Raw genomic sequence first — 12,596 nt, 5'->3', positions numbered from 1 at the left:
TTTTTGGACTTTAGAGTTTCTGGCCCCCTTATCCGCTATATACGCCTTACTATCACCTTCCTGTTCGTAGAGCCACGATTTCGCTATCCCTTCCTCTAACGATTCTTATTTCCAGTGTCAGACTTAAAACGGTCTATCTCCAGACCGTTTTAATCCGCTACCTCACGATAGTCAGGCTTAGGAATCGCTATTGGGTTCACCGGTAGCAGGTGCCCACCGAGGACTTACACCTCAGATGCACGACATGCCCGTCGTACCAAAAAATACTTTGATCCACAATGGAATCAAAGCATTTTAAAAATCTCCCCATACATAAGCGCAGAAACTGCGGTTCCTCTGTACTTGGTTTCTTCTCTCTTGATAAAACGAGCCAAATTGAGCAACTCAGGTGCCGGATGTTTGGGATTCTTGAGCAATTCACGATTGACCAGACCTGAGAGACGAACTGCCAGCAATTGCTCATTTGTAGTAGGCAGTTTTTTAGCAGTCTCTAGGAGAGCAGCAACTAAATCTTCACTCAAATCATGTCGAGCATGATTGTAAAGATCTTTTACAAGGCTTTCTAGGTTTGGTTCTACCATCCCTACCACCTCCTTATGTTTAATAATTTTTAATCAAATCAACTGTTGAACGATCCAATTTCTTCACCAAGGCTTGTAAGAAGGCTTGCGCTTCTAGGAAGTCATCCATTGCATAAAGTGTTTGGTGAGAATGGATATAACGAGCACAGACTCCGATTGTTGTTGATGGGACACCACCATTTTTCAGATGTGCTGCGCCAGCGTCTGTTCCGCCTTTACCACAGTAGTATTGGTACTTGATACCAGCTTCTTCAGCTGTTGTCAAAAGGAAATCCTTCATTCCTGGGAGAAGCAAGTGACCTGGATCGTAGAAACGAATCAAGGTTCCATCTCCAATCCTGCCTTGACCGCCATAAACATCACCAGCAGGTGAGCAGTCAACTGCTAGGAAAACTTCTGGGTCAAACTTGGTTGTGGAAGTATGCGCACCACGGAGACCAACCTCTTCTTGGACGTTAGAACCCAGATAGAGTTCATTGCCAAGTTTCTGACCTGACAGAGCTTCCGCCAACTCGCTAACCATAAGAACACCGTAGCGGTTGTCCCAAGCTTTTGAGATGATATTTTTTTCATTGGCTGTCAAGATTGCAGAGCTATCTGGTACGATGGTATCACCAGGACGGATTCCAAAACTTTCTGCCTCAGCCTTATCCGCAAAACCGCCATCAAAGACGATATCGGCAATGGCTGGCATGGTTGGTCCCCCCTTTCCACGAGTCAAATGCGGCGGAACAGAACCTGAAATCACAGGAATTTCACGACCGTCACGAGTCAGAAGTTTGAAACGTTGGCTGCTGACTACCATGGGGTTCCAGCCACCGATTTCTACGACACGGAAGGTACCATCTGGCTTGATTTCGCTGACCATAAAACCAACTTCATCCATGTGAGAAGCGACCAAGACGCGCGGCGCATCCGCTGCTTCTGAATGTTTAATACCAAAAATACCACCCAAGCCATCTGTCACCACTTCATCCACATGCGGTGTCAATTTTTCACGAAGATAAGCACGGACAGGCGCCTCATGACCTGAGATAGCAGCAAGTTCTGTTACTTCTTTAATTTTTGAAAATAATGTTGTCATTTCAGTTCCTTCTTTCTTTCATCCATTTTACCACTTTTTAGAGGAGAAGGATAGTGGGAAGGTGGATAGTTTCTTACTCAGTTTTCCTATAAAAAAGAGAGACAGATATTCTTTCAGGAATTTTTCTTTCTTTTTTACATTAAATTGTCAGAAATTTTATTGACAGATTAGAAAAAACATGTTACAGTAATATCCGCAGGTATCTTTCGATACCAAATCTACATGAAAGGACGGGGTATGAAACTTTCTCATTATTTAATTGGCTTACTTCTGCTCCTAGTCTTTCTCTCTATTAGCATTGGAACCAGTGATTTTTCATGGGGAAAACTCTTTGCTTTCGACCAGCAGACCTGGCTACTATTTCAGGAGTCCCGTCTTCCAAGAACCATCAGTATTCTCCTTGCGGCCTCTAGTATGAGTATGGCAGGCCTTCTCATGCAGACCATCACTCAAAATCAGTTTGCTGCTCCGAGTACAGTTGGAACCACTGAAGCCGCCAAACTGGGAATGGTATTGAGCCTCTTTATCTTTCCGTCTGCGAGTCTAACCCAAAAGATGCTCTTCGCTTTTGTTTCATCCATCATATTTACCCTCTTCTTCCTAGCCTTTATGACCATTTTTACTGTAAAGGAAAGGTGGATGTTGCCTCTGATTGGAATCATCTATAGTGGGATTATCGACTCAGTCACAGAAGTTATCGCCTATCGTTTCAATCTGGTTCAGAGTATGAGTGCTTGGACCCAAGGATCCTTCTCCATGATTCAGACTCATCAGTATGAGTGGCTCTTCTTAGGCCTCATCATCCTGATAGCCGTTTGGAAATTATCCCAAACCTTCACTATCATGAATCTAGGGAAAGAAACCAGCGAGAGTTTGGGGATTTCCTACTCCCTACTTGAAAAACTGGCCCTCTTTCTGGTGGCACTAACGACTAGTGTCACCATGATTACCGTGGGTGGCTTGCCATTTCTCGGGGTCATCGTTCCCAATCTTGTTCGCAAGCGCTATGGAGATAATCTAAGCCAGACCAAACTCATCGTCGCACTAGTCGGTGCCAATCTAGTTCTGGCCTGCGACATCCTATCCCGAGTTCTGATTCGGCCCTATGAGCTGTCTGTCAGTCTTCTACTAGGAATCATTGGTAGCCTCGTCTTTATCCTACTTCTCTGGAGAGGGGGACGAAAAGATGCAGTTTAAAAGCAAACATACCAAACTCTTCTGCCTTCTCATTATTCTGGCCATTGGAGCTTGTCTCCTCTATTTTTGGCCCATCACCCACCTGTCTGCCTTTGCCTGGAAGCTACGTTCCCAAAAAATTGTCGTTTATCTCTTGGTAGCTATCGCGACTGGGATTTCGACCATTAGTTTTCAAACCCTGACGGAAAATCGTTTCCTGACGCCAAGTATTTTGGGAATCGAATCCTTCTACGTCCTACTACAAACCCTACTACTGGTTTTTGAAAGTAAGTTTCTTCAACTCGGGAAGTCTCCCATTTTAGAATTCCTAGTCTTACTTCTACTTCAATCCCTCTTCTTTCTCGCCTTGCAAGGCTACTTGAAGACACTGATGAAGCAAGACCTTGTCTTCATTCTGTTGATCTGTCTAGCCCTCGGAAGTCTCTTTCGAAATATCAGTACCTTCCTTCAGGTCCTGATGGATCCAAACGAATACGATAAACTGCAGAACAGTCTCTTTGCTTCCTTTCAACATCTCAACACTTCCATCCTAGCCATCGGTTCTCTAATCATCCTCGCATTGACAATCTTTTTCTTTCGAAAAGCAGTCATTCTGGATGTCTTGCACCTACAAAGAGAAACAGCTCGGATATTGGGACTCGATGTTGAAAAAGAACAGAGAGAACTCCTCTGGGGCATCGTGCTTTTAACTTCAACGGCCACTGCCTTGGTAGGGCCTATGGCCTTCTTCGGCTTTATGCTAGCTAACCTCACCTACCTGATTGTCAAAAACTATCAGCACAAGTTACTCTTTATAGTAGCCATTCTGATTGGGTTTATTAGCTTGATCTTAGGGCAAGCCCTGATTGAACGAGTCTTTGCGCTGGAAATTCGCATCAGTATGATTATCGAGAGCGTAGGGGGGCTCCTATTCTTTATCTTACTATACAGGAGGGCGCGTCAGTGAAACTGGAAAACATTGACAAATCCATTCAAAAACAGGATATTTTGCAAGGCATTTCGCTTGAAGTCAGTCCTCAAAAACTGACAGCCTTTATTGGTCCAAATGGTGCTGGAAAATCGACTCTCCTCTCCATCATGAGCAGACTAACCAAGAAAGATCAGGGAGTTCTCAGTATCAAAGGACGTGAAATCGAGAGCTGGAATTCACAAGAACTGGCTCAAGAACTGACTATCCTAAAACAGAAAATCAATTACCAAGCCAAATTGACTGTTGAAGAACTGGTCAGTTTTGGACGTTTTCCCTACAGCCGAGGTCGACTTAGATCAAAAGACTGGGAAAAAATCCGAGAAACGCTAGACTATTTGGAACTGACCAACTTAAAAGACCGCTACATCAATAGCCTGTCTGGGGGGCAACTCCAGCGCGTCTTTATCGCTATGGTACTGGCCCAGGATACGGACTTTATCTTGCTGGACGAACCACTCAACAATCTCGATATCAAGCAAAGCGTCAGCATGATGCAGATTCTTCGACGACTGGTGGGGGAACTCGGCAAGACCATTATCATCGTCCTCCACGATATCAACATGGCCAGTCAGTATGCAGATGAAATTGTCGCCTTCAAGGACGGCCAGGTCTTTAGCAAGGGAAGAACCAATCAAATCATGCAGGCTGACCTGCTCAGTCAACTTTATGAGATTCCCATCACGCTAGCTGATATCAATGGCAAAAAGATCTGTATCTATAGCTAGTAACATAGAAGCTCAAGTTAGAGAACCTTCGGTCTCTTAGTCAATAAGACCAAGAGACTCCCTAAATCGTTATCACATTTTAAAAAGGAGAAATCATGAAAACATCCCTTAAACTTTATTTCACTGCCCTAGTGGCCAGCTTCTTGCTTCTACTTGGTGCATGCAGTACAAATACAAACTCAAGCACTAGTCAGTCGGAAACAAGCAACTCTGCTCCAACAGAGATAACCATTAAAAGTTCACTAGACGAGGTCAAACTTTCCAAAGTTCCTGAAAAGATTGTGACCTTTGACCTCGGCGCTGCGGATACTATTCGTGCTCTAGGATTTGAAAAAAATATCGTTGGAATGCCTACAAAAACAGTACCAACCTATCTCAAAGACCTAGCTGGAAAAGTTAAAAATGTTGGTTCTATGAGAGAACCTGATTTAGAAGCTATCGCCGCCCTTGAGCCTGATTTGATTATTGCTTCCCTACGTACACAAAAATTCGTAGACAAATTCAAAGAAATCGCCCCAACCGTTCTCTTCCAAGCAAGCAAGGACGACTACTGGACTTCTACCAAGGCTAATATCGAATCCTTAGCAAGCGCCTTCGGCGAAACTGGTACACAGAAAGCCAAGGAAGAATTAGTCAAGCTAGACAAGAGCATTCAAGAAGTCGCTACTAAAAATGAAAGCTCTGACAAAAAAGCCCTTGCCATCCTCCTTAATGAAGGAAAAATGGCAGCCTTTGGTGCTCAATCTCGTTTTTCTTTCTTGTATCAAACCTTGAAATTCAAGCCAACTGATACTCAATTTGAAGATTCTCGCCACGGACAAGAAGTCAGCTTTGAAAGTGTCAAAGAAATCAACCCTGACATTCTCTTTGTCATCAACCGTACCCTTGCCATCGGTGGGGATAACTCTAGCAACGACGGTGTCCTAGAAAATGCCCTTATCTCTGAAACACCTGCCGCTAAAAATGGTAAGATTATCCAACTAACACCAGACCTCTGGTATCTAAGTGGAGGCGGTCTTGAATCAACAAAACTCATGATTGAAGACACACAAAAAGCCTTGAAATAAGCTGATTTAAACTCAATTTAAGTAAAATTTTGACATGATAAAACACATCCTATCAAGTAGTTCATGAAAACCTGATAGGATGCGTTTTTATCATTTTGAAATCTATTTTTTACCCCACCTCATTCCCCTTCTTGATTTCGTTTAAGGGAAAAGTGGTCTGGAACGGGGTCCTTACCTGTTTTCGACCAGGGATGACAACGTAAAATCCGAGCCAAGCCCATCAATACTCCCTTAAAACCATGTTTTTCAATAGCCTGAATCATGTAGTTGGAACAAGTCAGATCAAAGCGACAAGAGGGTGGAAAGACTGGTGAGATAAAACGTTGGTAAAAGCGCACAGGCGCTATTAAAATTCGTTTCATTATTTCTTAGTTACAGCCATGGTGTGTAGTTGGCTGATTTCTTTTTTATTAAGACGACGGGATTCTCCTGGACGGAGTCCTGTCAAGTCTAGGTGTCCGAAACGAGTCCGAGACAACTTATCTACTTGGAGACCAACAGCTTCAAACATCTTTTTAACCTGATGGTTACGCCCTTCATGGATGGTCAACTGCACCACAGAGCGATTTTTGACTGGGTCCACTTTGAGAATTTCATAAACAGCTGGCTTGGTTTTCTTACCATCAATCTCAAGACCACGGGTCAAGGGGCGAAGATTGTCCTTATTGGCCACACCTTTAACACGCGCGACATAAACCTTGTCAATCTCATTACGAGGGTGAATCATCTCATCCGTAAAATCCCCATCATTGGTCAAAATCAAGACCCCTGATGTATCCCAGTCCAAACGTCCAACTGGGTAAATGCGCTCTTTTACATTGGACAGAAGGTCGACAACAGTCTTACGACCCTTGTCATCTGTCACACTGGAAATCACACCACGTGGTTTGTTAAGCAGATAATAGACCTTTTCTTCGTTGTAGATAGGTTGACCTTCAACTTCGACCTTGTCGCCTGACTTGATAGTGGTTGCTAGTTCACGCACCACTTGGCCGTTAACCGTCACCAAACCTTGCTTGATCAGCTCTTCTGCTTTTCTCCTACTGGCCACACCTGCGTGGGCAATATACTTATTGATTCTCATCTTCTTCTATCCTTTCACCAAATAATTGGCTTTCTTGGGCTTGAATCTCAAGCTCATCAATCACTGGTAATTCTTCTAAATGGTTTATCCCCATGTAATCTAGGAAATAATCCGTAGTCACATAGAGGTTGGGGCGCCCCAATACTTCCTTTTTCCCGTCTTCCTTTATCAGGTCAAAAGCCTGCAACTTTGCCAAGGCTCCACTCGAGTTAACTCCACGGATGGCATCAATTTCTATCCGCGTAATCGGCTGTTTGTAGGCAATAATGGACAAGGTCTCAAGGGCAGCCCGAGATAAACTCTGGTTGATAGGTGCCTTAGAGTATTCCTTCAAAATCTCTGCAAATTGAGGCTTGGTCACCAATCTATAAGCACCACCAGTCTCAATCAGATCCAAACTGGAATCTGGGTCCTTTTCATACTTCTGGGCTAATTTTTCTAAACTCTGTTGGATGCCTGTCGGTGGCAGAGAGAGGAGTTCAGCTAACTGGCGGACTCTAATCCCATCTTCACCCGCTACAAACAAGAGCGCTTCTATTTTTGCTAAAGTACTCATCTTTCCTCTCTATCAAGTCTAGCTTTGGGCCACTTGACTTTCTTCCTTCTTTTCCATGAGATAAATATCTCCGAAACTCTCCTCTTGCACGAGGACCAGCTCCTGGGTTTTGATTAACTCTAGGGTTGCCAGAAAGAGGGTGATGACCTCTTGGAGATTCTGGGCTTCCTTAAACAAATCCTGCAAGCGCAATTGATCTCGTCCAGCCAAGGACTCTTTCACGATAACCATCATGTCCTCAATCTTATACTCATCCCGCAAGATAGTCGTGTGATTTTGTGCAAACTCCTCTTTTTTCTTGGCTAGGATATTTGAAAAAGCCAAAAAGAGGTCAATGGTCGTCTTGTCATGCACAAGCTCCGCATCTTCGTAAATCAACTCTGTCGGTGCTTTGGAATAGTGCTGGGCCCGTTCTTGGTGCTTGGCTTCCAAGTGCTCCCCCAAAAGCTTGAACTTGCGGTATTCTTCGATTTGAGAGAGAAGATCCTGCTCTAGGTCATCTTCCAAATCTGTCACTTCCGCTACCTTTGGAAGGAGTTTACGACTCTTAATCAGCATGAGCTGGCTGGCCATGACCATGTACTCGCCCGTCACTTCCAGACGCATGGCCTGCAGGGTTGAGACATAGGCTAGATACTGTTCAATGACTTCCGTAATGGGCACATCGTAGATATCCATCTGATACTTAGAAACCAGGTGCAAGAGCAAGTCCAGGGGCCCTTCAAAATCCTTTAATTTAATATCCATTATCTATACTTTTCTAAGGTCAGGACTGTTTTTAATCCTAATTTTTTTGCAATTTCGTACAAATCGACCTTGTTTTCAATTTGTCGTAGAATGAACTGTTCCCGCAAGGCTTGGGCTGATAGTGCTGGAAAACCTTTCTCCTTGACAAAAGCTTCTAGCTGACGAAAGGCCCACTGACGAGAATAGGCTTTCCCTGCCCTTTCAAAAAGATAGGTCTGGCCCATCAAGGGTTCCAACTCTGAAAGCAAGGTTGTGGGAATGGTGACAATCCTCTGTTGGGAATCCTTCTTGATTCGCAACACCTGAAAATCCAGATTGATATCCGCAACCTTTAGAGCTAAAATCTCACTCGGCAAGAGCCCTATTTCCAAGATTAGGAGAGCCAGTAAGCGGCCCTCTGGATAGTCGCTTTCCTGCCAAAAAGAGTCTAGGTCTAACAGTTCTGACTTCTCGGTCTTCTTTTCAGCTTGTTTAGCTAATTCCAAACGGTAAAAGCTGTCCACTTCTCCTTTTTGATAGAGAAAGTAGAGAAATTGATTACAGGCCGAAATCTTTCGCTTCTGAGCGCTGATTTTTAGATTGGCTAGCTGGGCTTGGTAAATCTTGAGACTAGTATCAGAAACCCGCTCGCCTACTATGTCTAAAAATTGCTCCAAATCATACTTATAGGACTGCTTGGAATTGGCAGATAAGCCCTGCTTTTCTTCTAAAAAGGCTGAAATCCTATCTCTCATTTGCATCGAATCTCATATTCCTTACTAAAGTCATGCAAGAGGGCATTGACTGCTTTGAGGATAGACTTGCGCGTGATAATCCCTTGGAAAATACCAGACGCATCCACAACCGGCAAGAAGGACTCATCTACCAGCTTGTGCAAGACCTCCGTAATGGTGAAATCAGGCGAAACAACCGCTACGTCCGTTTGGGTCATATGAACGATATCCGTATCCGCCATGATTTCTTGGCTCAAGTCATGCTCCATCTGATAAGCCATAATATCTCTGAGCCCAATCGTCCCAACAAACTGTTTTTCATCTGTCACAACAGGAACACGGGTATAGGTCATCTGACTGAGCAAGAGGGTCGCATGATCCGCATTGTGGGTATCAATCAACACGGCTAGATTTTCAGCAGGAGTCAAAAAAGTTTCCTCCTGCCCCAACAAGAAAGTCTCAAACTCCTTGGCAATCATCGGCTAAACTCCTTGGACAAGCCTGGATACACCTCATGGTTTCGTGTCAAAAAGTCCACTTTGAAGTAACTATCATCAATCTCCACACGAGCATAGAGACATTCTCTGATGGTACCTCGTGGTTGACTGATAGAACCTGGATTTAGAAAGAGGATCTTGCCTTCCATCCAAGCACTTGGCACATGCAAGTGACCATAGAGGCAGATAGCGGCCTCTTCCTCCTGAGCCCAGTAGTCCAACTTTTGAAAGTTGAAATTGATGTCAAACAAGTGACCATGGGTTTGGATAATCTTGGTCGAACCAAGCTCAGTCACCAAACGTTCTGGGTAACCTGCATAGAAGTCCATATTCCCTTTAACAACACGGATGCCTTCCCAAAGGGGAGAATCAGGACGCAGTTCAGAATCGCCGTTATGAAAAACGGCATCAACTTTGCCCACATAGCGATCACGGATTTCTTCCACAATCAAGCTATCGCCATGAGAATCGCTCATTACAATGATGGTTTGCTTTGCCATGATGGAAATACCTCCAAAAGTTTCTTAACGGCTAAGGCACGGTGAGATTGACTATTTTTTTCTTCGAGGGTTAATTCAGCTGAGGACTTCCCTGTCTCTCCTACAAGGAAGAGAGGGTCATAGCCAAAGCCATTTTCACCCTTAGGTTCAAAGTTAATGTAGCCAGGCCAGTCAGCTTCAACAACCAAACTTTCCTTGTTTGGACTGGCTACGACTAGGGTTGTATGGAATTGAGCCGAGCGGTCCTTGAGTTCAAAGACCATGGCCAATTCGTGCAAGAGTTTGGTATTGTTTTCACGGTCAGTAGCTCCCACACCTGCGAAACGAGCTGACCAGACACCTGGCAAGCCACCAAGGACATCGACTTTGAGACCTGAGTCATCTGCCAAAACCATCTTGCCCGTTAATTGAGAAATGGTTTCTGCCTTGAGACGGGCATTTTCTTCAAAGGTCATACCTGTTTCTGCTACTTCAGGTAGGTCAGGATAGTCATTAAGATTTTCTACATCGTAGCCTAGCTTGTCAAAGATAGCTCGGAATTCCTTGGTCTTGCCCTCGTTACGAGTCGCAATCAATAAGGTTTCTCTGACCTTGTTTGTCTCAAAGAATGCTTCTACATCAACACCTTCTTTAGGCAATTCTACATGCAGGAGTTGCCCATTTTCAACTAAGAGAAAAGCCCCCTGACGTTGGATGACTTCCACATTTCGTCCCATTTCTTGGTTGAGGATATCTACCACAAAAGACAATAAACGGTAGAGAGAACCATAGCGTAAAACAGTAACAGAAACAGGAAAACCTCGATCCTCATCTCGAAATCTTTGGGCAAACTCCAATAGAGGAAAATCCAAGTCATCATCCGTCAACGTCCGGACGCCACCAAAAATACCATAGGACCCGACATACCAGTCCTGTTCATCCTTATATTCATAAATTTTATTTGTCATAATTCTACATGCTCCACATGAATCTCTTTTTCCAGCCATTCTTCACCAATTTGTGCAAAACTTTGGCTGCTGGCTGTTGTGTAAAAACGGTGATGGAGTGGTCCAGCATCGCGACCACGATTGATTTCAAAATAATTGAGTAAGACTGAAATGTCCCGTACGCACTCTGCTCCACTATCGATGAGCTGAACCTTGGGCCCCATGACATTTTGAATAATAGGTCTGAGCAGTGGATAATGGGTACAACCCAAAATCAGGCTATCCACCTTGCCAACCAAGGGACGCAGGGTTTCATAGACCACTTTCTTGGTGACACTGGTTGACAGAGCACCCGACTCAACCAAGGGAGCAAACTTGGGACAGGCCAAACTCTCCACCTGTAAGTCTGGATCCAGATCATGAATTTTCTGACGATAAATGTCTGATTGTACCGTCATGGGCGTTCCAATGACCCCGATTTTCCCACCTTGGCTAGACTTGATGGCTGCCGAAGCTCCTGGTAAAATTACACCCAAGACAGGAATGTCTAGTTGAGCCTTGATTTCTTCCCAGACGACCGCAGTCGCAGTATTACAAGCAATGACAATCATTTTGACATCCTTGGTCAAGAGAAAGTTGACCAACTGCCAAGTATATTCACGAATTTGCTCAGCAGGACGGGGACCATAGGGCGCCCGCGCCGAATCTCCAATATAGACGATTTCTTCATGGGGAAGCTGGCGCATGAGCTCGCGCACAACGGTCAAGCCCCCGACACCCGAATCCAAAAAACCAATTGGTCGATTATCCATACAGTCTTCTTTCTAGTCTTTTTTCTGATTGATAGTTCATTATGATTATTGATCCTTATGAACTGAATGACAGCCTAATCAACAGCTATCTCTCTTAATCATAATCAAATATCAATAGAATGCAAGGAAAAAGTCTCATCCCTAAACCATAACCAACATAGTGAGAAGTCTGGAACTTTCATCCCAGACTTTTCCTTATTTATTTTTTCTTTTTATTGTTAGCAAGGGCTGCCTTTTGTTGGCGGATGATTTGGTGGTAAACTTGTTGTACCTTAGCTTCGCTTGGTTTTTGACCGTTTGCACTCAAAAGAGTACGAACTGCTTCGGCATTCAAACGTGGGTTGTCAGCGAATTCTTTTTCTATTTGCTTACGAACCAAGTACATTCCTCCAAGAGCTCCTCCTAGAAAAGCTAGCACAATCAATACAATTGCTAAAAGTAAATCCATCATTTTTCTCCTGTTTCTTTTTGAGTCTCTTTCATTATACCACAAACTAGCCACCCTGACTAGTTTGTTTTACGCTTTCAGGGATGGAATGTAATTCGAATGTGAGAATGTCTTTAGTAAATCGAACGTGAAAATGTCCCATTTGATAAAATAGTCGTATGAAAAGTATCCAACTGAATATGAATGAAACGAAAAAATATCTTGTGATAAAAGCTATAGACCAAGGAAAGAAAACAAAGAATCGAGCCTGTGTCGAACTGAATCTTTCTAAAAGACAAAGCAATCGTCTGCTACTAGCCTATCAACAGAAAGGAAAAGAAGCCTTCAGACACGGAAACAGAAATCGAAAACCAAAACATGCAATCCCTGATGAAATCAAAGAACGTGTCCTAAAGAAATACCTCTCCTATGAAACATATAAACCAAATGTCCTTCATTTCTGTAAATTACTAGCTGAAGAAGAGGGAATTCAGCTCTCTGATACAACTGTTAGAAAAATACTCTATAAGGAAAACATCCTCTCTCCCAAGTCTCACAGAAAGACAAAGAAGAGACTAAGAAAACAAGCTAAACTGAACCGCAATCATCCCCTAGACAATCCAATCTTACCGTCCGCTAAAGATTTCCTGGAAGACACTAAAAAGCTACATCCTAGTAGACCCAGAAAGAAATTTGCTGGAGAACTCATC

17 protein-coding genes are annotated in these 12,596 nt (G+C 43.7%); 5 read left to right on the top strand and 12 right to left on the bottom strand.

Translation table 11 applies throughout. From position 1 onward, the window contains the following. Window positions 1-284: 284 nt before the first annotated feature. Together HT699_RS11050 and pepA are read right to left on the bottom strand one after the other, a co-directional pair. Window positions 285-581 (bottom strand): bacteriocin immunity protein, encoded by a 297-nt coding sequence (locus HT699_RS11050; protein ID WP_023933658.1) that lies wholly within the window; start codon window positions 579-581, stop codon window positions 285-287. 19 nt (window positions 582-600) lie between these two features. Next, on the bottom strand, window positions 601-1,665 hold the full coding sequence (pepA, locus tag HT699_RS11045) for a glutamyl aminopeptidase (protein ID WP_023933656.1): 1,065 nt from the start codon (window positions 1,663-1,665) through the stop codon (window positions 601-603). Between the two features lie 237 nt (window positions 1,666-1,902). Here pepA and HT699_RS11040 point away from each other — a divergent pair, with 237 nt between their 5' ends. The 4 genes from HT699_RS11040 (at window position 1,903) to HT699_RS11025 (ending at window position 5,624) form a co-directional block, all read left to right on the top strand. Beyond that, entirely contained in the window at window positions 1,903-2,862 is a 960-nt protein-coding gene (locus HT699_RS11040) for an ABC transporter permease (RefSeq protein ID WP_000777227.1), read from the top strand. Next, window positions 2,852-3,808: an iron chelate uptake ABC transporter family permease subunit gene (locus tag HT699_RS11035; RefSeq protein ID WP_138706152.1), complete on the top strand. Its 957-nt coding sequence runs from the start codon at window positions 2,852-2,854 to the stop codon at window positions 3,806-3,808. Before HT699_RS11040 ends, HT699_RS11035 begins: the two co-directional genes overlap by 11 nt. Continuing rightward, window positions 3,805-4,557, top strand: coding sequence for an ATP-binding cassette domain-containing protein (locus tag HT699_RS11030; protein ID WP_119947243.1), 753 nt, complete (start codon window positions 3,805-3,807; stop codon window positions 4,555-4,557). The genes HT699_RS11035 and HT699_RS11030 overlap by 4 nt, the downstream gene beginning before the upstream one ends. Before the next feature lie 95 nt (window positions 4,558-4,652). Continuing rightward, window positions 4,653-5,624, top strand: coding sequence for a siderophore ABC transporter substrate-binding protein (locus HT699_RS11025; RefSeq protein WP_172934371.1), 972 nt, complete (start codon window positions 4,653-4,655; stop codon window positions 5,622-5,624). A 119-nt stretch (window positions 5,625-5,743) separates the two neighbouring features. Here HT699_RS11025 and yidD read toward each other — a convergent pair whose 3' ends face one another. From yidD to HT699_RS10975, 10 genes are all read right to left on the bottom strand, one after another. Beyond that, window positions 5,744-5,986 (bottom strand): membrane protein insertion efficiency factor YidD, encoded by a 243-nt coding sequence (gene yidD, locus HT699_RS11020; RefSeq protein WP_000821636.1) that lies wholly within the window; start codon window positions 5,984-5,986, stop codon window positions 5,744-5,746. Beyond that, window positions 5,986-6,708: a pseudouridine synthase gene (locus tag HT699_RS11015; protein ID WP_049477823.1), complete on the bottom strand. Its 723-nt coding sequence runs from the start codon at window positions 6,706-6,708 to the stop codon at window positions 5,986-5,988. Before HT699_RS11015 ends, yidD begins: the two co-directional genes overlap by 1 nt. Further along, window positions 6,695-7,264 carry an SMC-Scp complex subunit ScpB gene (scpB, locus tag HT699_RS11010; RefSeq protein WP_172934370.1) on the bottom strand — a complete coding sequence of 190 codons (570 nt, stop codon included), beginning with the start codon at window positions 7,262-7,264 and terminating at the stop codon, window positions 6,695-6,697. Before scpB ends, HT699_RS11015 begins: the two co-directional genes overlap by 14 nt. 18 nt (window positions 7,265-7,282) lie before the next feature. Continuing rightward, on the bottom strand, window positions 7,283-8,011 hold the full coding sequence (locus tag HT699_RS11005; protein ID WP_023933646.1) for a segregation/condensation protein A: 729 nt from the start codon (window positions 8,009-8,011) through the stop codon (window positions 7,283-7,285). Then, the gene (gene xerD / locus HT699_RS11000) at window positions 8,011-8,745 is read right to left on the bottom strand and encodes a site-specific tyrosine recombinase XerD (protein ID WP_279586237.1); all 735 of its coding nucleotides are present in this window, start codon (window positions 8,743-8,745) and stop codon (window positions 8,011-8,013) included. The genes HT699_RS11005 and xerD overlap by 1 nt, the downstream gene beginning before the upstream one ends. Next, window positions 8,742-9,203: a cyclic-di-AMP-binding protein CbpB gene (gene cbpB, locus HT699_RS10995; protein WP_000560717.1), complete on the bottom strand. Its 462-nt coding sequence runs from the start codon at window positions 9,201-9,203 to the stop codon at window positions 8,742-8,744. The genes xerD and cbpB overlap by 4 nt, the downstream gene beginning before the upstream one ends. Next, the gene (locus HT699_RS10990) at window positions 9,200-9,721 is read right to left on the bottom strand and encodes a metallophosphoesterase (RefSeq protein ID WP_172934369.1); all 522 of its coding nucleotides are present in this window, start codon (window positions 9,719-9,721) and stop codon (window positions 9,200-9,202) included. Before HT699_RS10990 ends, cbpB begins: the two co-directional genes overlap by 4 nt. Next, window positions 9,697-10,668, bottom strand: coding sequence for a nucleoside-triphosphate diphosphatase (locus tag HT699_RS10985; RefSeq protein WP_172934368.1), 972 nt, complete (start codon window positions 10,666-10,668; stop codon window positions 9,697-9,699). Before HT699_RS10985 ends, HT699_RS10990 begins: the two co-directional genes overlap by 25 nt. After that, a complete protein-coding gene (gene racE / locus HT699_RS10980) occupies window positions 10,665-11,459 on the bottom strand; it encodes a glutamate racemase (protein ID WP_000370376.1) in 795 nt (264 codons plus the stop codon). Before racE ends, HT699_RS10985 begins: the two co-directional genes overlap by 4 nt. 199 nt (window positions 11,460-11,658) lie before the next feature. Then, window positions 11,659-11,907: a YneF family protein gene (locus tag HT699_RS10975; protein WP_000364990.1), complete on the bottom strand. Its 249-nt coding sequence runs from the start codon at window positions 11,905-11,907 to the stop codon at window positions 11,659-11,661. A gap of 179 nt (window positions 11,908-12,086) precedes the next feature. Between HT699_RS10975 and HT699_RS10970 the strand changes: the two genes are divergently transcribed. Then, window positions 12,087-12,596 (top strand): helix-turn-helix domain-containing protein (locus tag HT699_RS10970; protein ID WP_172934367.1); only part of this gene is annotated, 510 nt, incomplete at its 3' end.

The sequence above is a fragment of the Streptococcus sp. 1055 genome, from assembly GCF_013276815.1.
Lineage (GTDB): Bacteria > Bacillota > Bacilli > Lactobacillales > Streptococcaceae > Streptococcus > Streptococcus pseudopneumoniae.
This window is presented reverse-complemented; position numbering and strand designations above follow the sequence as displayed.